Origin of the sequence: Pirellulimonas nuda, from assembly GCF_007750855.1 — a bacterium.
Taxonomy (GTDB): domain Bacteria; phylum Planctomycetota; class Planctomycetia; order Pirellulales; family Lacipirellulaceae; genus Pirellulimonas; species Pirellulimonas nuda.
Window position 1 is genome coordinate 3,174,799 of sequence record NZ_CP036291.1, and the last position, 19,812, is coordinate 3,194,610.

Below are 19,812 nucleotides of genomic sequence, written 5' to 3' on the forward strand. Positions count from 1 at the left end.
CGCCCTCCCCTATCGCTAGCGGCGGATCTCGTGGTCCCGCTCGACCCGGCTTCTGTCGGGCTCATAGCAGCCCGAAGCAGCTACGGACCGACCGGAACGCGAACCCGAGCGCCACCCGCGGCGGCCGCACCGCGTGGGCGAGCCGGGGAAGGATCGGCTGCGCCAAGGGTTGCGGCGGCATCGACCCGCGCGATTCGGGGGGCGCTACCGGCCGCGCCGTGTCGGCGAACCGGTGCAACCAGCCCTCTTCGATGCTCCCCAACGATTCCAAGAACGCCGGTTCGGTCGCCAATAGCTGGCAGAACCTCTGCACGACGTGGGGCCGCGTTGCGTCGCCGCCGATCCGGGCAGCGATCGCGTCGATCTGGTTGGTGATCCATTGCTGGGTCAAGCAGGCGCCCCGCCGTGCGTAGGATTGAAGCGACGGCGCTTCGCCTGCGTCGCACGGCGCCGTGGCCGGGGCGTTCCACGCCTGCAGCGACCGGACCACCCGCGCTGCGGCGCGACCGGCCGCCGCGCGGTCCTGCACTCCCCAGGCCAGCAGGACGCCGGTGGATGCAGACTCTGCTGCCTCGCGCGCCCGCTGCTGGAGCGCGTAGCGACGCACCTCTGCCGAGGGTTCGATGATAAACTCGTGGTTCTTTAAGGCGTCCATGTGTAGCTCCACGTTTCGGATACGGGCCGGCCGTCGGCGTGAATCTCGGCGGTAGCGGTCACCGGCGAGGCCGGGTCGTGGTGCAGGTCGAACGACAGCACCCAGTTGTTGTCGGGTTGTTTCTCGAACCGCACTTCCCCCACGCTGCCACCTTCGACGTTGATGACTGGCTCGACGTTGTTTCGTTCAAGGTTGGGGAGCTCGTCGCCACCCTCGAGCACCAAGAAGTAGCTCGATCCTTGCTGTGTCGCTCGCGGGATCGTATGCGCAAATCTCGCTTGGTAGTTCCCCTCGGGCTCACGCTGCCCGAAGGACAACTCGTAGCGAAAGTCGTGCCGCTGGCCCCCGCGGACGGGCTCGGCGGGGACCCAGTAGGCGCCGATATTGTCGAAGCCCTCGTGCGTGCTGCTGAGCTCCAACAGCTCAACCCGGCCGGCGCCCCAGTCCCCCCGCGGCTTCACCCACACATTGGGCCGCAGGTGATAGCGGGCCTCGTTGTCGGCGTAGTTCTCGTACTCGCGGTCGCGCTGCATGAGTCCGAATCCGGCCAACGCGTCGGTCGGGAACGAGCTGACCACGGTCCGGTCCGCCCGCACCAGCGGCCGCCACGTCCAACGTCCGGACGCCTCGATCAGCAGCCCGTCGGAGTCGTGCACCTCCGGACGGGGGTCGTCGGAAGGTTTGCTCCAGGCCTCCCACATCCACATGCTGGTGATGGGCGCCACGCCTACCTTCTGCACGCCGTGGCGGAAGAAGAGCGCGCAGGTCACGGCGACCCGGGTCGTTTCCCCCGGGAACACCTCGAACTGGTACGCGCCGGCCACCGCCGGCCCGTCCAACAGCGCCCAGACGGTGATCTTGTTCTTGTCTTCGGGACGCTCGATCCAGAATTCAATGAAACGCGGGAACTCTTCGGGGCTGCCGAGCCCGACGTCGATCGCAAGCCCGCGGACCGACGCGCCGTACCAATCAAACGCGCCCAGCACGCGGAAGTAGCTGGCCCCCAGGAAGCTGAGGAACTCTTGCGGGTTGGGGCGGTCAAGCAGCCGGGTCAACAGACGGAAGCCCGCGTAGGCGCCGCCGGGCGTGTCGGCCAGCGGCGCCGCGCTGCCGCGGTACTGGAACAGAGCGGGGTCGAAAGGGATCTGCTCGGTCGATTGCCCTTCCGCTTCGTCACGGCCCACCTCGTTCAGCCGCTTGCCGAACGGGAAGAGGAACCCCGCGTGGTGGGGCTCGAGCCAGAACGGCAGGTCCTCGTCACGCCACCTGGCCTTCTCGAAGCGTGGCGAGATCATCCGGTAACGGTCGTAGGTGAGCTGCGCAAACGCCGGCGGCGCCGCGACGGGGGGCTGGTGCTTGCTGCCGGCCATCTTCTCCGCACGCGCCACCAGGCGGTCGAACGAGAACGGCTGCTCGGCGTCGGGCGGGCTCGCGGTGGCGAGCTCCGCGGCGACGTCCAAGGGACGCGTCGTCGTCAGCACGCCTGTCGCTAGGCATAGAGCGATGGTGCGGTAAGTCAGCAAAGGGGAACCTTGTCGGGGGATAGACGGATCGAGCGGGACGCGGCCCCGCTGGTGGGAACTCCGAGGAATGCAAAACGCGTGCCGCGCCGCCGACCGCTAGCCGAACCCCCCTCAAACTCAGCGGAATCCGCCGATCCGTTCCTGATTCTTCACGCAACCTTCATCGGGCCGTCATCGCAGGAGATAGAAGACGCGCTCCCGGGCCTGGCGGAGGCGCCGGCTGGACGCGCGGCGACCACCGGACGGCTGCGCTGCCGCCATCTGGCCGGCAGCGAACGCAAGGAAAGCAGGCGTGGCGCCTAGATTCGCCGCAGTCCCGTGCAACGTACGTGCGGCGTGCGGCTCCGGAGAAAAGCTCTTGGGTGCAGAATTCCCGCAACTATAGTTGGTACTGGCGGCGGGCTGGCGGTTGCTCTCGCCGATTGTCGGCGACGATCCTTCTCCCTCATTCGCGAACGCCCCACGAATGCAGCGACCCGTAGCAGCCGCCGTCTTGGTCCACGCGCTCGCCGGCGCCCTGCCCGTTGCGTCACTGGCCGCGTTCGACGTGCCCGGCGTGACGGTCGCAGACCCGGGGCTTGGTCAGAACACGCTCCGCACGCGCGGGACGCTTGTCGACGGCAGCGGCTTTAACGCCGGCGCAAGGACGCACCTCGCCGCGCCAGACGCGGGCACCATGTGGCGTTCGGCGGCGACGGTGGTTTCGGAAGACCAGCCGGTGATCCTCGACTTTGCCCTGAACGGACTGTACGACCTGGCGTCGATCGACATCTGGAACTTCAATCACTTCAGCCCGGCGCAGAACCACGGCGTGGGGAGGCTCGATATTTTTACTTCGTCCGACGGGCTGGCGTACGTCAGCGCGATTCCGACCCTCGTGCTTCATCCAGGTTCGGGCCTCGACAGCTACGCCGGCCAGTCGATCGACGTGCTGGCGTTCTCAACGAAGTTTGTCCGCTTTCGAATCGTCTCGGGCGTTGCGGGTGGACAAGGGGTGGGGTTGTCCGAGGTCCGCTTCGTCGCCTTCGGCGAACACACGCCGGCCGTGGCCCCCGGCGACTACAACGGCAACGGGTTGGTAGACGCCGCCGACTACACCCTCTTCCGCGACAACCTGGGAGGGGACGCCGCTGCCGCCTTTGCCGCGGGGAGCCGCGACCCGCTGGGATCGGGGGGCGTGAATCAGAGCGACTACGCCTTCTGGTCTCAGAACTTCGGCCATGCCGGCGGCGTCGCTGCGGTGTCGCCGGCCAACCCAGCCGTGCCAGAAACCTGTGCGTGGGCCACGATGCTGCTCGCCGGGGCCGCGGCCCTGGTGCGGCCCGCGCTGCGGGCCCGCTCGAGAGCGGTCTAGAGGGCGGCGCCGCTGCAAGCCTTCTGCCCGCCCGCGTCGGGCCGCGGTATAGCGCGTGGCTACAAAAGGCTGTCGCGGGAGGGGACGCCAGCGGCGAAAATGCGGGATTGCTACCCGCTGCTGCGGGCGACGCGGACGCGCCCAGTTTTGTCCCTTTGGTGTCCGCTCGCACGCGATCGTCGGAGCGCCCTGGCCGCGTCGCGGAGATGCTATGCGCCCAGGGGGAGCCTCCCGCCGTTGAAATAGGGGGACTACGCGCTGCAGGCGGGCGGTTTGAGTGGTCGGGTGGGGGTTTTGTCCGAAAACGATGGGCCCGCCGACCGCCAGAAGCGGACATTACTCAAACGCATACTCTGACGCTGCCCGAACCGCTACGCACTCTTTCCCCGGCACAGCCCCAGGGGTTAGGGTTCCTGTCTAAATGCCCGACCCGCTCCCCCAGGTCCGACAGCTCACCCTCCGCGCCGCGGCCACGGGCGCGGTGCTGGGCATGGTGTTGGTCCCTTGCAACGTCTACTCGGGGCTGAAGATCGGCTGGTCGTTCAATATGTCCATCGCCGCGGCGCTGCTGAGCTGCGGCTTCTGGAACGCCACGCGCCGCGTCGCCGGACCTGAGCGGATCGCGCACTGGGGGATGCTCGAGAACAACATCAACCAAACCTGCGCCTCGAGCGCCGCGTCGATCATTTCTGCTGGCTTGGTGGCGCCGATCCCGGCGCTGACCATCCTCACCGGCCAGACGCTCAGTTGGCCGGTGCTGTCGGCCTGGCTCTTCTCGGTCAGCCTGATCGGCGTGGTGGTGGGGTTGATCCTCCGCCGGCAGATGCTGGAGGTGCAGGCCCTGCCCTTCCCTTCCGGCGTGGCGACCGCCGAGACGGTCCGAGAGATCTACGCCGCGGGCCGCGAGGCCGCTATCCGGCTACGCGGATTGATGACTGCCGGGCTGCTGGCGGCCGCGGTCAAGCTGCTCCCCACCGCTCCCTGGGGGCCGGCGATCGGGCTGGGCCCCGTCGGGGCGCCCATGCTCTCGACCCGCGGCCTGGGGCTGATGCTCGACCCGTCGCTGTTGATGATCGGCTTCGGCGCCATCGTTGGGCTGCGGGTCGGCGTCTCGCTGCTGCTGGGCGCAGCGATCGCCTGGGGAGTGATCGCCCCGTGGCTGTTCGCCACCGGGCGACTGCCGGCGCCCGCTTCTCCCGACGAAGGGGTCTTCCTGGCCGCGGTCGAGTTCTTGCTCTGGCCGGGGGTGGCGATGATGGTCGCGGCGGCGCTCACCTCCTTTGCTGCTTCGATCCCGCGGGTGCTGCGCGGCATCGGCAGCGCCGCCCCTGAAGACCCCGTGGAGGGCGCACGCGAGGGCGTGGCGCCTCGATGGCTGATCGCGGGGATGGCGCTCGCTACGGTGCTGGCGGTCGCAGCGCAGGTCTGCTTCTTCGAGATCCACCCCGCGATGGCGCTGCTCAGCGTGTTGATGACGTTCTTGCTGGCGGTGGTCGCGGCGAGGGTTTCCGGAGAGACGGGCATCCCCCCCATCGGCGCCTTGGGCAAGGTCACCCAGATCACCTTCGGCCTGATCCACCCGACCAGCGTGGGCACCAATCTGATGACCGCCAACGTCACCGGCGGCGCCGCCGGTCAGTGCAGCGACCTGCTGCACGACCTCAAAGCGGGCCGGCTGCTGGGCGCCTCGGTCCGCGCTCAGGCCGTGGCGCAGGTGCTGGGGGTGATCGTTGGGTCGCTGGCCGGCAGCGCCGCGTATCTGCTGCTGGTCCCCGACCCCGCCGCGATGCTGCTCACCCCGGAGTGGCCCGCCCCGGCGGTGGCCACCTGGAAGGCGGTGGCCGAGCTGTTCCGCGACGGGATCGACGCGGCGCCCCGCGGCGCGATGCCGGCCGCGGTGATCGGAACGGTGGTCGGCGTGCTGCTAGCGGCGCTCGATCAGTGGCGCCCCAAGCGGGCGCGCCGGTGGCGCCCCAGTGCGGTGAGCATGGGGCTCGCGTTTGTGATCCCGGCATACTACTGCTTGTCGCTGTTCTTCGGCGCCGCGATTGCGGCGGTCGCACTGCGGATTTCGCCGCGCTGGGCGCAGCGGCTGACGCTCCCCATCGCCGCGGGGCTGGTGGCCGGAGAGAGCCTCGCGGGGGTCGGGGGCGCCTTGTGGTCCATGCTGTGGAAGATCGGCGGAGAATGACTGAGCGTCCCCCAACACCCCACTAGCCGACGGGCGCCGCCCCGTCGGGGTCCATCCATCAACGCGTCTATCGAATCACCCCGACCGGGCGGAACCCGTTGGCTGGTGGCAACCACTGGGTTGCGGTCAGCCACCATATCCCGACACTAAAACGTAAGAATCCCCCGACAAATCAAGAAAACGGCACTCTATGTGTGGCATCTGCGGCGAGGTCCGCTTCGACGATCGTTCGGCAAACGTAACCGCAGTCGCACGTATGGCCGGCGGCATGGTCCGCCGCGGACCAGACAGCGACGGGATCCTGGCGCGGGGCCGGGTGGCCTTCGGGCACCGGCGGCTGCGGATCATCGACCTCTCCGAGGCGTCGCAGCAACCGATGGTCGACGCCGACCTCGGGCTCTCGATCGCGTACAACGGCGCCATCTACAACTACCCGGAGCTGCGCGCCGAGCTGGAGGGGCTCGGCTACCGGTTCTTCAGCCGGGGCGACACCGAGGTGATCCTCAAGGCCTACCACGCCTGGGGCAAGGCGTGCGTCCATCGGCTCAACGGCATGTTCGCCTTCGCGATCCACGAACGCGATTCGGGCCGGGTGGTGCTGGCCCGCGATCGGCTTGGGATCAAGCCCCTGTACTACGCGAACCTGCCGGGCGCCCTGCGGTTCGCATCGACGCTCCCCGCCCTGCTGGCGGCGGGCGAGATCGACACGTCGATCGATCCGGTCGCGCTCAACTTTTATATGTCGTTCCACTCGATCGTGCCGCCGCCGCGGACGATCCTGCGCGGCGTCCAGAAACTGCCCCCGGCGAGCGTGATGGTGGTGGAGCCGGACGGAACGATGTCGCAGGAGACTTATTGGACGCTGGAGTTCGGCGCCCGCGACGACCAATCGCGCTACTCTCAGGACGACTGGATCGACGAGACGCTCGACGTGATGCGTCGGGCCGTCCGGAGGCGCCAGATCGCCGACGTGCCGGTTGGCGTGTTGCTTTCCGGGGGGCTCGACTCCAGCCTGATCGTCGGCCTGCTATGCGAGAACAATTCCGCAGCGGTAGAGACATTCTCCATCGGGTTTGAATCGGTCGGTGGCGAGGCGGGGGACGAGTTCAAGTACTCCGACGTGATCGCCAGCCGCTACGGCACGAAACACCACAAACTGATGATCGACTCGGCACGCACGCTGCCGGCGCTCGGGGAGTGCATCGCGCAGATGTCGGAGCCGATGGTCAGCCACGACAACGTCGGCTTCTATCTGCTCTCGCAGGAGGTTGCGAAGTTCGTCAAGGTGGTGCAGAGCGGACAGGGCGCCGACGAGATCTTCGCCGGGTACCACTGGTATCCGCCAGTGCTCGACAGCCCGGACGCGGTGGAGACGTACCGGCAGCACTTCTTCGACCGCGACTTTGCCGAGTACCGAAGGGCCGTGGCGCCCGAGTACGTCGATCAGGACGCTGCGCTCCAGTTCGTCCGCGAGCACTTCGCCTCGCGCGGCGCTTCGGCGCCGATCGACCAAGCCCTTCGGATCGACGCCTTGGTGATGCTGGTGGACGACCCCGTGAAACGGGTGGACAACCACACCATGGCCGCCAGCCTCGAGGCCCGGGTGCCATTCCTGGATCATGAAGTCGTCGAGTTCGCCGCCACCGTGCCCTCGGCGTTGAAGGTCGCCGACGGCGGGAAGTACATCCTCAAGGAGGCGGCCCGCCGAGTGATCCCTGCCGAGGTCATCGACCGCCCCAAGGGCTACTTCCCGGTGCCGGCGCTCAAGTACCTACGCGGTGACTTCTTGGAACTGGCACGTTCGGCCCTGACATCGCCCGCAGCGCGCTCGCGCGGCCTGTTCAATCAGGCGTACGTCGACGAGCTGCTCCAAGACCCCGAGGCCCACATCACCCCGCTGCGCGGCTCAAAGCTCTGGCAGTTGGCGTTGCTTGAGTTGTGGCTGCAAGAACACGTGCCGGGTTGAAAGGGCTGCGCCTACGGCCCCATCCACCGCAGAGGACCCGCCCGGATGGTCGCCTGGCGCCGCACCCCAGAACCGAACGACGCACCCTTCCACCTCCGCCCACTGACGTCTGCCCACGCACCCGATCATGTCCCAGACCATTCCGCCAGGCGCTGTGGCGCTCGATGTAGGCTGGGGGCGACTGCTGTTCGCCCACACGTTCCCCGACCCGGCGTCGCTGGCCGAGGCGCTGTTGCAGGAAGAGTCCGAGAAGCGGGACATCGCCTTCTACGCGATCGATCCGCAGATCGTGCTCAATCTGGCGCCTCAGGACCTGTTTCTCGATCCTTCGGACACCTACCGGCTCGACCTCGAGAGCAAGAACCCGGGTCCGGCGGAGGGGTCGCCGCTACGGATCACGGGGGTCGAGTCGCGTGAAGACATCGACGCTATCAACAGCATCTACCTCTCGGTCGGCATGGTTCCGCTTGACCCCGAGTCGGTGTGGCACTCGCGCGGCGACAAGCGGTTTGAGTACCTTGTGGTGCGGCCGCCGGAGTCTGATGCGGACCGCGGCGACTCGATCATTGGCGTCGCGCTGGCTGTGGATCACGCGCGGTGCTTCGATGACCTGATGAACAGCAGCAGCCTATGGGCCCTGGCCGTCGACCCGCAGAGCCGCTACCCGGGCGTCGGCGCCGCACTGGTGCGGCACATCGCGGACCGCTTCGCCGGGCGAGGTCGCGCAGCGCTCGACCTGTCGGTGCTGCACGAGAATTCGGCGGCGATCGCGCTCTACAAGGGGCTCGGCTTCGAGAGGGTCCCCGTGTTGGCGATCAAGCGACGCAACCACATCAATGAGCCGCTGTTCATCCCCAACCACAGTCAGGACGGCTTCAACCCCTACGCCACGATCATCATCAACGAGGCGCTCCGGCGGAACATCGCCGTTGAGCCCCTCGACCCGGCCCGCGGCTACTTTCGGCTCAGCCTCGGCAACCGCCGGGTAACGTGCCGCGAGTCGCTTACCGATCTCACTTCCGCGATCGCGATGACGCGCTGTGCGGATAAGCAGCTCACGCGCGAGCTGGTCGACGCGGCCGGCCTGCGGACCCCGGCCCAGGCGCCCTTCACAAGCAAGCGCGACGCGCTGGAGTTTCTAGAGCGTCACGGACGGGTAGTGGTCAAGCCGGCCGATGGCGAGCAGGGCCAGGGCGTGTTCGTCGACATCCGCGGGCCGCGGGATTTGATCCAGGCGATCGACGGCGCCGGGCGCTACGGCGATCGCGTGCTGCTGGAAGAGTACGTCGAGGGGCAAGACCTCCGCGTGATTGTCATCAACTACGAGGTGGTGGCGGCGGCCGTGCGAAAGCCGGCAGAGATCATCGGCACGGGCCGGCACTCCGTCGGCGAATTGCTAGACCGCGTGAGCCGTCGCCGCCGCGCCGCGACCGCCGGCGAGAGCTCGATCCCGGACGACGAGGAAACCGACCGCTGCATCGCGGCTGCTGGATTGACCCGCGAGAGCGTGCTTCCCGAGGGGCAGGAGTTGCAGGTGCGCAAGACGGCGAATCTGCACACGGGCGGGACGATCCACGACGCGACCGACCGGCTGTCGGATACGCTGGCGTCGGCCGCGATCACGGCGGCCCGGGTTCTTGAAACGCCGGTGGTGGGGCTCGACATGCTTGTCCCAGACGTCTCGGGCGACGAGTATGTGATTATCGAAGCCAACGAACGGCCCGGGCTGGCCAACCACGAGCCCCAGCCCACTGCCGAGCGATTCATCGACCTGCTGTTTCCCCACGCCCCCAAGCCGGTGGAAGCGAAAGCGTAGCCTACGCTCCCGTCTCCGAAACGAAAGCCCTTCGAGCCACGCCTTGAAACCAAATATCGACGCCGATTACCTCAAAGAGACGCTGCTCGCCCTGCTGGGCATCCACAGCCCGTCCGGCTACACCGACCCGATCGTGCGCCGCGTTTGCACCATGCTCGATGAGATCGGCGTCGAGTACGAGCTGACCCGCCGCGGCGCCATCCGCACCACCATTCCGGGCAAGACCAGCAGTCCGGATCGCGCCATCGTCGCTCACGTTGATACGTTGGGCGCTATGGTTAGGGAGATCAAGACCAACGGCCGGCTTGGGATCACGCCGGTTGGGACCTGGTCTGCACGGTTCGCCGAGGGGGCCCGAGTATCGATTTTTACCGACGACGCCATCTTCCGCGGCCAAGTGCTGCCGCTGAAGGCGTCCGGGCACACTTTCAATGACGAGATCGACACTCAGCCGGTAGGTTGGGACAACGTGGAGGTCCGTATCGACGAGAAGATTTCAAGCCACCTCGACCTGATTGAGCACGGGATCAATGTAGGAGACTTTATCGGCTTCGACGCCGGGGCCGAGACGTTCCCCAACGGGTACATCAACGCCCGGCACCTGGACGACAAGGCGGGGGTGGCCGCGATGCTGGCGGCCGCCAAGGCGATCGTCGACGGCAAGATGCAGCTGCCCGTCGATATGCACTTGCTGTTCACGATCTCCGAAGAGGTGGGCTCCGGCGCCTCGGCCATCCTCCACGGCGATGTCGCGGAGATGATCTCTGTAGACAACGGCACCGTGGCGCCGGGCCAGTCGTCGTGCGAGTTTGGGGTGACGATCGCCATGGCAGACTCGACCGGGCCGTTCGACTACCACCTAACGCACCACTTGATCCACCTCTGCCAGGACAACGAGATTCCGTTCGCGCGTGACGTGTTCCGCTACTACCGCTGCGACAGCGCGTCGGCGCTCGACGCGGGCAACGATATCCGCACGGCGCTGATCACGTTTGGCGTCGACGGGTCGCACGGTTACGAGCGTACGAACCTCGACGCCCTGGTCAGCGTAGCGCAGTTGTTGGTGGCCTACGCGACGCAGAAACCCCTGTACGCAGGCCAACGAGGGCAGCTTAACTCCCTCGAAGGCTTTCCCAAGACGCGTCAGACCGACGTTGAAGGGACGCGCTACCGCGGGCCCGATCCAATCCGCCAGGTGGCGCCTGAACGCCCCGATGCGCCGCCCCAGCCGGCCGAGAACAGCGCAACAAAGAAGAAGAACGCGAGTCGCTGAGCGGCCGGGTGTTTAACAAGGCCCCCAAACAGCGATCCTGACTACCTCAGTGCGCGGGATCGGCCGTCGCCGACAGGCGCTCCGTGGGCGTCCGGGGCATTAAACGTCGCGCCGCATTCGTAGTATTTTTCACCAAGGCGCCGGCAGCGAGCGACGCGTAGACGCAGGCAGTCTCTCCCAGGCAGCCAGAGACCGATCTGCTTCAGCGGAAGCACGTTTAGTGGAGCGAAGAACCCTACGCCCAGTCGTGAAAGATCCTTGAGGTAGACCGCGTGGGAGACATTGTCGAGGGACAAGACCGCGATCGAGCGCAACGACTTGCGCGCGAAGCGGCGCTTCGAGTCGACGACGATCAGGTCGCGTAGGTGTTGCGTGGCGTACTCTTCCCATTCAAACGGGAGTTTTGTCCGCGACGGGAGCGTGGCCCACAGCGCGATCAGGTTTTGTTCATCAGTGCAATCCAGCATTGGACCATATCCGGGTCGAGGTGGGCGCCGGCGTTCCTCTCGAGGAAAGCCAGGGCTTGTCCGATCTTCATTGGGGCGCGATAGGGACGCGCTCCGGTAATCGCGTCAAACACGTCGACAACCGCCAACAGCTTAGCCCAGGGGTGGATTTCGTCGCCAACCATGCCGACGGGATACCCCTGTCCGTCGATCCGTTCATGGTGTGAGTACACCATCATGAGTTGACCTTCGCTTAGGCCGGCGCCCTCGCAAAGGTCTTCGTATCCTCGCTGGGGGTGCATCCGGATCTGCCCCCACTCTTCGTCGCTCAGCTTGCCTGACTTGTTGAGAACCCGGGCCGGGATGAACCGTTTCCCGATGTCGTGCAGCAGGGCGCCAAGGGCGATTTGCTCGCGGCTGGCCGAGTCCGAGAGACCGACTCCGTCGGCGAGCAACGTTGCGAATCCGGCGACATTGGTGGCGTGGGTAAACGTATAGAAGTCGTGCTGCACGAGGTCGAACAGCCTACGCGGCGCGATGGCGTCGTCGCCGAACAACGCGTTGATATCTTTGGCGATCGACCGCGAGAGGTCGACAAAGCGTTCGCACTTGATCATATGGAACGCGGAGTCCAGTTCCACGGCGGCCGCAGTCTGCAGCACGGCGAACCGCTCTTCGGGAGCGACCGACTGATCGCAAAGCTTGTCTCGGAGGGTCCGTTTGACCTCTTGGTCGAGGGCGGCGTACTCCGATACGGGCACGTAGAACCAGCGGTGGCCTCGACGCCGCAGCTCGTTGACGTCGTCGTCTGTAATCGCGATACGTGAGCTTCGATAGAGCCGCGGAAAGTCTTGGTCCTCGGCCTTGGTGTAGAGGCAGACGCCGAGGTCGTGGTAGAGGCGCACAATGTCCAGGGGAACGCAGCGATAATCGCGCCGCACCCGCTCGTCGTGGTCGTTGCGTGGTGCGGCGGCCGTTGCGGTCATGAGCGTGGCGAGCACACGGGGTGTTGCAGAGCACGTCGCGTCGCGAAGATCCCAATCCCGGGTGGCGGCATGCGGGCCGCCGCTCGACGGCGTAGAGAAACGTAGCTCATAAAGCCTTAGATAGACTTCAAATTGCAGACGGCGCATTTCAGCAGGCACGGACCGCGTGTGGCTTCGTCAACCTGCCGTAAGTGTGCCGCGGCGACGCCCCTACAACCCGAACAAAGCACTCAGCCGGCAGAGCCGCTTCGCCTGGGCAGTTGCCGCTGCCTAGTAGCGGAGCGGAATCTCGCCGTCGCTGCGCGAGCCCAGTTGCTGACGCACTTGCGGATCCAGGTCTTCGTTCAGGAACCGCGTCGACCCGTCGGCAAAGTTGAAGTTGGCGCCTCCCGGGTGATGGCTGCCAAATCCGCCGACAAACAGCGGGTCGGCAAGAAGCTTCTCTGCCGCGTGTTGTGCTTCAGCGCGTTTGGGATCGGCGCTGAATCCGCCGTTGAGGATTGGATCAAGGCCGGCGAACGTGCTCGTGTTCCGCAGCGTGGCGCGTGAGCCGCTCATCCATCCCAGCCCTTCCGGGTCAGTGTTGGCTTCGCCCAGCAGGATTGTGTGGGAGCTGCCGTCAAAAATATCTGAGTACCGAACATGGCTGTTGAGAAACAGCAGCCCGTTGTTGTCCTCTGCGATCGGCGCTTCGCGGTCGTGGTGGCAGCCCACGTAGCTCGAACGGAAGGTGGTGTCCGCTTCATTGGAGAACTCTTGTGGCGAAGAAGCGCACTGAAAGTTGATGCTGGCCCGTCGCGCCTCGGCGTTGACAAGGGCGTAGGCGCCCGCTTCTTTGTCGATGTGTTGCTCGAGGGCCCGCTCCTCTAGGTAGGGCAGCGCCGCGACGATCCAGCTCAGTTGGATCCCCTGCGGTTCGCTCCGGATCGGTCCATCCGGGTTGATGCTGCCGGCCGGGAGCGACTCCCAGTTGAACTCGTAGCTGTGCAGCGATAGGCCGATCTGGGTGATGTTGTTTACGCAGGTCGTCCGACGCGCTGCTTCGCGTGCGGCTTGGACCGCGGGCAACAGCAACGAGATGAGGATGCCGATGATAGCGATTACCACCAGCAGCTCGACGAGTGTGAAACCTCTACGAAGGGCGTTGCGGTCCATGGTCGGCTAATCCTTGTCTTGCGTTGATACTGTTGGAATGACGAACGAGTAAGAGCGGCGGACCGCGGAGACGCCCCCCAAGGGATACTCAGCGCGAACGCGGAGCTGTATCCCTTGTTGTTCGGGTTCGGCTTCGATAACGACCCTTCCGGCGAGGTGGCCCGAGAGTTCATCGGCGGGGACGTCCCACTGCTCCCCGGCGTATGCGGTGTTTTGCTCGTGGTGGGCCACGGCCAGGAGCACGCCGGCGTTTAGGAGTTGTTCTGCTTGCCGCGCATGGTGTTCTTGGCGCAGCGCGCGTCGCGATTGCACGGCGCCGCGGAGTAATTGTCCGACCATCGCTACTGTGACCAACAGGCACACCAACGCGGCGACGAGCACCGCGCCGCGTTGTTCTGCCGCTTGCCGTCGGCGCAGTCGTCGGATGTGGCAGATCACAGTGATCCCTCGTTTTTTGGTGGGGCTGATCTTGCTCCCGATTCCGCTGTCGTGCGGGAGCCGATCCGCGCCTCGACGCGGAGGCATGCAGGCGCAGCTAGGCCAGACGAGTCGGCCTTCGGCCCTCCGTCGACGATGACCTCGAGCCTTGGCGTCGCGAGACTCTTCGATACCCTCCAAACGGCGGCTTCGCCCAGCCGATAGGTGTCGCTAGCCAAGCCGCCGTTCGGCAGGGCGAGCGAGCGGTGAACTACGCCATCGGCCATGCGATACTCGACGTTTTCCAGGCGATCACTTTGAAGGGCGATCGAAGGGCCATCGGCGCCTTCGACGACCTCGACCGTCGTGGCGCTCGCGGCGTCGGAGCGAAGCTGTCGCGCCAAGCGCACCGCATTGCGCTCGCGGTCCTGTAGCTGCTGCGATTGGCTCTGCACATGCATCAGCCGATGCAGCAGCGTGGCCGATAGGGTCAGCACCACCGAGCAGGCGGTCATCACCACCATCAGCTCAACCAGAGACATGCCGCGGCGAGTCATTCGATGACCTCCAGGGGGGCCGCTGCGGCGCCGGTCGACCAACCGCAGAGTGTCAGGGGAGAACGCGGTCCGAAGCGCGTCGGCCACGCGAGTTGCACCGTGATCCGCCACAGCACCCCGTCGGAATGGACCTCGCCTGTCAGCTTGCAGTCCGGCAAGCGACTGGCCGCAAACTCTGAGGGAGCTAACGATTGCATGGCTGACTCGAGCTGCGCGACGGGCAGGCCTTCCAAGCGATCGAGTTGGTTGGCGAGCTCGTCGAGCCCGGTGCGGTAGTCACGACAGTCGTCGATCAGCCGCGAATTGCGCACCAGCATCGGCGCCATCAACGACATCGTGGCGGTGAGCAGCGAGCAGGCGACAATCGTCTCGATCGAGCTCACGCCGCTTCGTCGTTGTGGAAGGCTTTGCGGGGTCATAGCGTTGCTCTATGCGAGGCTCTCAACCAGGTCGATCAGCCATCCGAAGGTGCCGTAAGCCTGGAGCAGCACGAACGCTCCGGCGGCCAGGACCACCAACGGGACCAGCCAGCCGGCCATCCGCTCGAGCAGCCGGGTGGCGCGACGGCGTTTGCCCGCTGCGAGCTGCATAAGCGTCCAAGGGCGGTTCCCCAATCGCTCGGCCAAGTCGAGCGCCTGCACCTCGTCGGCCGCGAGCAGGTTCACGGCTTGCATGCTGGGCCAGAGCGGGGCGCCCAGTTCCAGTTCGTTCCGCACGAACAAGAGTTTGTGTCGGATCGCCGGATCGTAGTGGTAGCGGGCCAGCGTGGAGAGCACCCCCGGGAGCGGGCGTCCCGTCTCGGCCGCGAGCCCTAGCCGGTGCACGACACCGGCGGCCCGCAGCCTCCGCAGCGGGGCGAAAAAAGGTGACGCCAACGAGTTTCCCACAAATCGACGCGGCCGGCGGAAGACGACGCAGCAAGCGGCCAACAAGAGCGCGACCGGCGCCAGCCACCACAGTTGCACAAACGCACGGTTGAAGGCGATCGCCGCGTCGGTCGCCCACGGGGTCTGCAGCTCGAACTCGTTAGAGATTTTCTTCAGCTCGGGGCTGATCTTCAAGCCGATGAAAGCTGCGATCGGCAGGCCCAGCACCAGGATTACTCCCAGATAGTAGGCCGCCCTGCGGAGCTCCAAGGCCAGACGGGGCGAGCCTACCGCATCTTGCTGCGCGATCGCGTCGCGTAACGCAGCCGCCAGCATTCCGGATTGGGCGCCGAGGCGCACCGAGAGGAGTTGTTCATCGGTCAGCACACCGGGAGACTGTTCGAGCGCGTCCGGCAGCGTTCCCCCTTCTTCGAGCGCAGCGACGACTCGCCGCAGACGCTGGCGTTGCACGCCACGCTCGTCGAGAACCGCCGCCGCAAGGAGTGGAACCAACCCAATCCGCTCTTCTGCGGCTACAGCGAGCATCCGGAGCAGCGTTTGTCGCTGACCTGCGGTCGTGTTCCACGGCCAAAGCGAGTTGAGCCCTATGTCCGATGGCGGCCCGCCGTACGGACGGAGCCAGCGGCGAAAGGTCGGGAACAGCATTCTAGGAGTGCCGATGGCCACGCTAGGAGAGCCCCTCAATCAACATCACCAACGGGGCGAACAGGGAAAGCACCACAAACCCAACCAACAAACCCAATGCGACCACCGCCAGCGGCCCAGCGAGCCCATGGGCCCAGCGCGTTTGAAAGCGCGCGCGGTCGGAGGAGCTGCTGCTCACCTCACGGAGCAGGGCTACACGCGCCGAAGCAGTGATGCCATCGCTAAGTGCATAGGCGAGCGTGTGCCCCGTTGCGGCCGGGTTGGCTCTGCCCTGCTCGGTCGCGTAGGCGATGGAGCGTCTCCCGGCAGCCTTGCCGGCGAGCCGGAGCGCTTCGGGCGCCGCGATGCCTGCCTCGACCAGGTCTGACGTGAACTGTGCGAGCCGACCAATCGCCAGCTGCTGTCCCAGGCGGAACGGGGCAAGCAACTCGAGCCGAGCGGTCAGCTTACCGGGCGCACGTCGGTACAAGGCGTGGAGCACAAGCAGCACGACTGCTGCCGCCCCCGCGGTGAAGATCGCGTGCCAGCTTAGAATCCAGCTCGAAACGGCCAACAGGAGCTGAGTGATCGCTGGGCGCCTAAGCCCGAAGCTGTCGAACACATCGCGGAAGGTGGGCACGATAAACATGCTGATCAACACTAGCACCGCGACGGCGACTACCGCGATGGTTGCCGGGTACGCCAGCCGCCACCACGACTGGCTGCGAATCTCGCCGACCCGTCGCGAGTCTTCTGCAAAACGGGAGAGCGCTTCGGCAGGGCCCGACGTTGAGGCGGCCGCCGCCAGCAGCGGGCACCAAGCACCGGGCAACGCTACAAACGACTCACGCGCGGACACAGGGTCGCCGTCGGCGACCACTGCAAGCGTCTTCTCCAAATCACGGCGACACCGGCCCGGCGGCATCTCGGCCGCGTATGCACGCAGCGGCGGCAGGAGCTCTTCGCGCCGGTGGAAGACGCGCGCGATCGCTTCGGTCAGCCCGTCGGGTACGGTGGAAGCCCCACGGTTCGATAGATCGTCGTCGTCGAGCGCCTGGCTGATAGCGAGAATCTTTAGGCCCTCTCCCTCCAGCCGGGCGATCGCAGCGGATAGTGATGAGTGTTCGACAACGCCGCTTATCGGCTGAGAGGCGTCGTCGATGGCTTGGTAGCGGAAGTGAGGCATCGGCTCTGAAAACGCCCTTTCTGATCAGGGTTTGGCGAGGGTCAATAGCAGCTCGATCACTGGCACGAACAACGCCAGCCCGTACGCGAGGGCGAATGCTCCTCCGATCGCCGCAGTAGCCACGATGGGCGCTACCCGACCGAATCGCTCTGCGCGTCGTTCCGCGGAATGCCCGTAGACCGACGCCACCGCGCGTAGCGCCAGCGATTGATCGGCAAGAGAGTACTGCGGCCCGGTGGCCCAGGCCAACAGAGGGGGCGTCGGGTCTGTCTCGGCGAGGCTGGAGTCGCCGCACGCATCGGCCGCGAGATGAAACGCCTCTTCGAGAGGAACGCCGGCTTCTAACAGGTCCGCCGCCGCCCCGGCATACTCCGCCCATCGCTGGTTTGCGACCGCCCTGGTTGGCCTCGCTTTGGCACGGCGGATCCATAGCCAAACCGTCAGTAGCAAGAGCGCCGCCGCGACGCCCCAGTAAGCGATGTGGTCGCGCGACCAGAGCAGCAACCGGGCCCCTTGGCCGGGCGCCTCGCGGAGGTCTTCGTAGGTGGAGGCGAACGTCGGCGCAAGCAATACGCAGAAGCCCATCAGGCCGACGCAGGATAGCAGCGCGAGCAGCAACGGATACGCGAAGGCGATCTTGAGGTCGCTGCCAGATCGCTCGGACAGTGCCGCCACCCGGGCCGCCCCATCCAACACGCTGGGCAACCGGCCCTCACGCAGCCCGACCAGAAGCTTGCCAAGGTACGACTGCGAAGCAGACTGCGTGGAGGCCCGGACCGCTTGATCCATCGGCTCCCCGCGGCTGATATGCCGCACGACCGCGGTGTTGAACCGCTCCAGGGAAGCGGCATCATCACTCGGGCGGCTGAGCCCAAAGTCGAGCGGCACGCCTGCTCGGCGCAACGCAACCAACTGGTCGTTGAACGCCATCAAATCGTCTACAGAGACCGACGACATCGCGCAGCCCGGCGGCGAGAGAGGAAGATGCACGCCGGTCGTCCGACGCGTCGCTAAGAACGATGCATGGCGCCGGGCTGCTTGTCTAACTAACTTCCCCTACTCAGCGTTTTTGGCGCTAACCGCGCCTGTGATCGCCTCGGATTGCCGCCACCGCAGGTGCAAGAAGGCCTCGACCAAACCGAACCCGGGGTCGACCGCGCCGCTCACGGCGGACGATTGGGCGTCTTCGAGGAGCTGGTTGGGCTCGACGTGGAGGTCGCGGTTCTGCCGCGCGAAGTGCTGCATACTGAGGTTGAGCAGCGCCGTCGCCAGCAGCAGCGACGCGGCGAGCGAGGTCATCCGGCCCGCAAGCCGCCGCCCGATGCAGATGGAGCGCGCGGCTTCGAGCACGCGTGGACGGAGGTCGTCCGAAGCGCGGACGTACCCATGCGCCGCGCGGATCGAGGCCAGCAGTTCTGACGGGGGCCGCCGATCGGTCGGTAGATCACGCATGGGTCGCCCCCGTTCGGTGAGGGGCGAGCATCCGCGCTAACTTCGGCAACGCGTACTGATAGCGGCTCGCCGCGGTGTTCGGAGATATGTCGAGCACCTGGCCGATTTCGGCGAATGTCAACTCCTCCCAGACCTTGAGAGCGACCACTTCGGCCTGCTCGCGCGGCAGCATCCGTAGGGCGCGCCAGACGGCGCGGTGCATCTCTTCACGCTCAAGCTCGTCAACGCGGCAGAAGGTGACAAGATCGCACAGGCCCGTCGAGAAGAGGCGCCACTTCTTCTTGCGGCAGATCAGCAGCGCCTCGTTTCGGACCATCCGCAGGAGGTAGGCCCAGGGCGAATCCGCCCCTGCAAGAAGCCCGGGGCTGCCGGCGACTCGCACCAGCACTGCCTGGACGCAGTCTTCTGCGTCGTGCTGACTACGGGTAATGGCGACCGCAAAGCGGACGAGCCGATCGGACGTCAAGTCAAACAGGGGCGCCAGCCCCCCCGCGCCAGTCGACAGCAGGCGTCGGGCGGCGTCTTGAACTTGCGCGGCATAGGTAGGGGGAGCGCTCACAGCCGTAAGGATGCGCCCCACGGGTCCGTTTGTCTAATATTCTCGACGGGATTTGTCGTTGCCGCTGCCGAGGCTGGCGCGCCGAAAAGCGGGCGCCAGTCAGGTCACCTTGTCGGTGGCGGGCCGTGTGCCGATCCGACGGGCCGACACGCAGACCCCCATCGCCCCGACAAGCATCGCCAGCGTCGACGGCTCGGGCACGGCGGCAGTGGAACGCGTGTAGGCGAATCCCCCGCCCGCGTCCCTGCCTTGGCCCCAGCCGGTGAGGCGGAGGTCTAAGTAGACGTCTTCGTTCGTAAGGTGAACAACGAAGTCAAGCGAGCCCGTCGAAAAATCAAAACTGCCGATCCCGGAGATCGGACCGCCAGGGTTAATGAGGCTGGTGAAGGTACCGAAGGATAGTGTTGCGATGTCTTGGGAGGTCGTGCCGAGCGCCCACAGCGTTCCTGCGGGACTGGTGCTTTGGTACGACAGCTCGGAAGCAGCGTTGTAGAAACCCTGCGTCTCATCACGCGTGAGGATTACGCCTGGAGTGACAACATCCCTATCCTCGGGCAGCGCGACGCCGACGTGTGGCGCTTTGACAAAATCGATCGTCGGACCAGTCCAGATGACCGGGGCCGCATCCGCAAGCGACGCGACGGCGGCGATGAGCACGAATGTTCCGGTGCGAAGAAGCGATGTCATTCAGATTGTTTCCCGGGAGGAGAGTGAACCGTCGCAAGTCTCTACTATAATCGATCCAAGTGATTCGAACAGCAATTC

General features: G+C 66.1%; 19 protein-coding genes. 5 read left to right on the top strand and 14 right to left on the bottom strand.

What is annotated here, in order from left to right; genetic code table 11:
- Positions 1-61 precede the first annotated feature (61 nt).
- Complete coding sequence (locus Pla175_RS12575) at positions 62-655, bottom strand: hypothetical protein (protein ID WP_145285119.1); 594 nt, start codon at positions 653-655, stop codon at positions 62-64.
- The gene (locus tag Pla175_RS12580; RefSeq protein WP_145285122.1) at positions 643-2,178 is read right to left on the bottom strand and encodes a glucan biosynthesis protein; all 1,536 of its coding nucleotides are present in this window, start codon (positions 2,176-2,178) and stop codon (positions 643-645) included. The genes Pla175_RS12575 and Pla175_RS12580 overlap by 13 nt, the downstream gene beginning before the upstream one ends.
- Positions 2,179-2,644: 466 nt before the next feature.
- Between Pla175_RS12580 and Pla175_RS12585 the strand changes: the two genes are divergently transcribed.
- The 5 genes from Pla175_RS12585 to Pla175_RS12605 all read left to right on the top strand — a co-directional run bounded on the left by Pla175_RS12585 (position 2,645) and on the right by Pla175_RS12605 (position 10,778).
- Complete coding sequence (locus tag Pla175_RS12585; protein ID WP_145285126.1) at positions 2,645-3,532, top strand: hypothetical protein; 888 nt, start codon at positions 2,645-2,647, stop codon at positions 3,530-3,532.
- Between the two features lie 421 nt (positions 3,533-3,953).
- On the top strand, positions 3,954-5,723 hold the full coding sequence (locus Pla175_RS12590) for an OPT family oligopeptide transporter (protein WP_145285130.1): 1,770 nt from the start codon (positions 3,954-3,956) through the stop codon (positions 5,721-5,723).
- Between the two features lie 190 nt (positions 5,724-5,913).
- Positions 5,914-7,689, top strand: coding sequence for an N-acetylglutaminylglutamine amidotransferase (locus Pla175_RS12595; RefSeq protein WP_145285133.1), 1,776 nt, complete (start codon positions 5,914-5,916; stop codon positions 7,687-7,689).
- Positions 7,690-7,816: 127 nt separating this feature from the next.
- On the top strand, positions 7,817-9,505 hold the full coding sequence (ngg, locus tag Pla175_RS12600; RefSeq protein WP_145285136.1) for an N-acetylglutaminylglutamine synthetase: 1,689 nt from the start codon (positions 7,817-7,819) through the stop codon (positions 9,503-9,505).
- A gap of 43 nt (positions 9,506-9,548) precedes the next feature.
- Complete coding sequence (locus Pla175_RS12605) at positions 9,549-10,778, top strand: osmoprotectant NAGGN system M42 family peptidase (protein WP_145285140.1); 1,230 nt, start codon at positions 9,549-9,551, stop codon at positions 10,776-10,778.
- A gap of 41 nt (positions 10,779-10,819) precedes the next feature.
- Here Pla175_RS12605 and Pla175_RS12610 read toward each other — a convergent pair whose 3' ends face one another.
- From Pla175_RS12610 to Pla175_RS12665, 12 genes are all read right to left on the bottom strand, one after another.
- On the bottom strand, positions 10,820-11,245 hold the full coding sequence (locus Pla175_RS12610) for a PilZ domain-containing protein (RefSeq protein ID WP_145285143.1): 426 nt from the start codon (positions 11,243-11,245) through the stop codon (positions 10,820-10,822).
- Positions 11,215-12,225, bottom strand: a complete 1,011-nt coding sequence (locus Pla175_RS12615; RefSeq protein WP_197527473.1) for an HD-GYP domain-containing protein — start codon at positions 12,223-12,225, stop codon at positions 11,215-11,217. The genes Pla175_RS12610 and Pla175_RS12615 overlap by 31 nt, the downstream gene beginning before the upstream one ends.
- A 255-nt stretch (positions 12,226-12,480) precedes the next feature.
- Positions 12,481-13,365 carry a DUF1559 domain-containing protein gene (locus tag Pla175_RS12620; protein ID WP_145285151.1) on the bottom strand — a complete coding sequence of 295 codons (885 nt, stop codon included), beginning with the start codon at positions 13,363-13,365 and terminating at the stop codon, positions 12,481-12,483.
- Positions 13,366-13,371: 6 nt separating this feature from the next.
- On the bottom strand, positions 13,372-13,803 hold the full coding sequence (locus tag Pla175_RS12625) for a hypothetical protein (RefSeq protein ID WP_145285155.1): 432 nt from the start codon (positions 13,801-13,803) through the stop codon (positions 13,372-13,374).
- Positions 13,800-14,339: a PulJ/GspJ family protein gene (locus tag Pla175_RS12630; RefSeq protein WP_145285158.1), complete on the bottom strand. Its 540-nt coding sequence runs from the start codon at positions 14,337-14,339 to the stop codon at positions 13,800-13,802. Before Pla175_RS12630 ends, Pla175_RS12625 begins: the two co-directional genes overlap by 4 nt.
- Positions 14,336-14,758 carry a hypothetical protein gene (locus tag Pla175_RS12635; protein WP_145285161.1) on the bottom strand — a complete coding sequence of 141 codons (423 nt, stop codon included), beginning with the start codon at positions 14,756-14,758 and terminating at the stop codon, positions 14,336-14,338. The genes Pla175_RS12630 and Pla175_RS12635 overlap by 4 nt, the downstream gene beginning before the upstream one ends.
- Before the next feature lie 9 nt (positions 14,759-14,767).
- The gene (locus Pla175_RS12640) at positions 14,768-15,751 is read right to left on the bottom strand and encodes a type II secretion system F family protein (protein ID WP_197527474.1); all 984 of its coding nucleotides are present in this window, start codon (positions 15,749-15,751) and stop codon (positions 14,768-14,770) included.
- A 142-nt stretch (positions 15,752-15,893) separates the two neighbouring features.
- The gene (locus Pla175_RS12645) at positions 15,894-17,036 is read right to left on the bottom strand and encodes a type II secretion system F family protein (protein WP_145285168.1); all 1,143 of its coding nucleotides are present in this window, start codon (positions 17,034-17,036) and stop codon (positions 15,894-15,896) included.
- Positions 17,037-17,060: 24 nt separating this feature from the next.
- Positions 17,061-17,993 carry a type II secretion system F family protein gene (locus tag Pla175_RS12650; protein WP_145285172.1) on the bottom strand — a complete coding sequence of 311 codons (933 nt, stop codon included), beginning with the start codon at positions 17,991-17,993 and terminating at the stop codon, positions 17,061-17,063.
- 99 nt (positions 17,994-18,092) lie between these two features.
- A complete protein-coding gene (locus tag Pla175_RS12655) occupies positions 18,093-18,488 on the bottom strand; it encodes a hypothetical protein (RefSeq protein ID WP_145285175.1) in 396 nt (131 codons plus the stop codon).
- The gene (locus tag Pla175_RS12660) at positions 18,481-18,954 is read right to left on the bottom strand and encodes an RNA polymerase sigma factor (RefSeq protein WP_231954388.1); all 474 of its coding nucleotides are present in this window, start codon (positions 18,952-18,954) and stop codon (positions 18,481-18,483) included. Before Pla175_RS12660 ends, Pla175_RS12655 begins: the two co-directional genes overlap by 8 nt.
- Before the next feature lie 192 nt (positions 18,955-19,146).
- Complete coding sequence (locus tag Pla175_RS12665) at positions 19,147-19,704, bottom strand: PEP-CTERM sorting domain-containing protein (RefSeq protein ID WP_197527475.1); 558 nt, start codon at positions 19,702-19,704, stop codon at positions 19,147-19,149.
- Positions 19,705-19,812 lie beyond the last annotated feature (108 nt).

Coding starts and splice junctions, on each gene's coding strand:
- Pla175_RS12575 (WP_145285119.1), bottom strand. CDS start 655: ATGGACGCCTTAAAGAACCACGAGTTTATCATCGAACCCTCGGCAGAG.
- Pla175_RS12585 (WP_145285126.1), top strand. CDS start 2,645: ATGCAGCGACCCGTAGCAGCCGCCGTCTTGGTCCACGCGCTCGCCGGC.
- Pla175_RS12590 (WP_145285130.1), top strand. CDS start 3,954: ATGCCCGACCCGCTCCCCCAGGTCCGACAGCTCACCCTCCGCGCCGCG.
- Pla175_RS12595 (WP_145285133.1), top strand. CDS start 5,914: ATGTGTGGCATCTGCGGCGAGGTCCGCTTCGACGATCGTTCGGCAAAC.
- ngg (WP_145285136.1), top strand. CDS start 7,817: ATGTCCCAGACCATTCCGCCAGGCGCTGTGGCGCTCGATGTAGGCTGG.
- Pla175_RS12610 (WP_145285143.1), bottom strand. CDS start 11,245: ATGCTGGATTGCACTGATGAACAAAACCTGATCGCGCTGTGGGCCACG.
- Pla175_RS12620 (WP_145285151.1), bottom strand. CDS start 13,365: ATGGACCGCAACGCCCTTCGTAGAGGTTTCACACTCGTCGAGCTGCTG.
- Pla175_RS12630 (WP_145285158.1), bottom strand. CDS start 14,339: ATGACTCGCCGCGGCATGTCTCTGGTTGAGCTGATGGTGGTGATGACC.
- Pla175_RS12635 (WP_145285161.1), bottom strand. CDS start 14,758: ATGACCCCGCAAAGCCTTCCACAACGACGAAGCGGCGTGAGCTCGATC.
- Pla175_RS12640 (WP_197527474.1), bottom strand. CDS start 15,751: ATGCTCGCTGTAGCCGCAGAAGAGCGGATTGGGTTGGTTCCACTCCTT.
- Pla175_RS12645 (WP_145285168.1), bottom strand. CDS start 17,036: ATGCCTCACTTCCGCTACCAAGCCATCGACGACGCCTCTCAGCCGATA.
- Pla175_RS12650 (WP_145285172.1), bottom strand. CDS start 17,993: ATGTCGTCGGTCTCTGTAGACGATTTGATGGCGTTCAACGACCAGTTG.
- Pla175_RS12655 (WP_145285175.1), bottom strand. CDS start 18,488: ATGCGTGATCTACCGACCGATCGGCGGCCCCCGTCAGAACTGCTGGCC.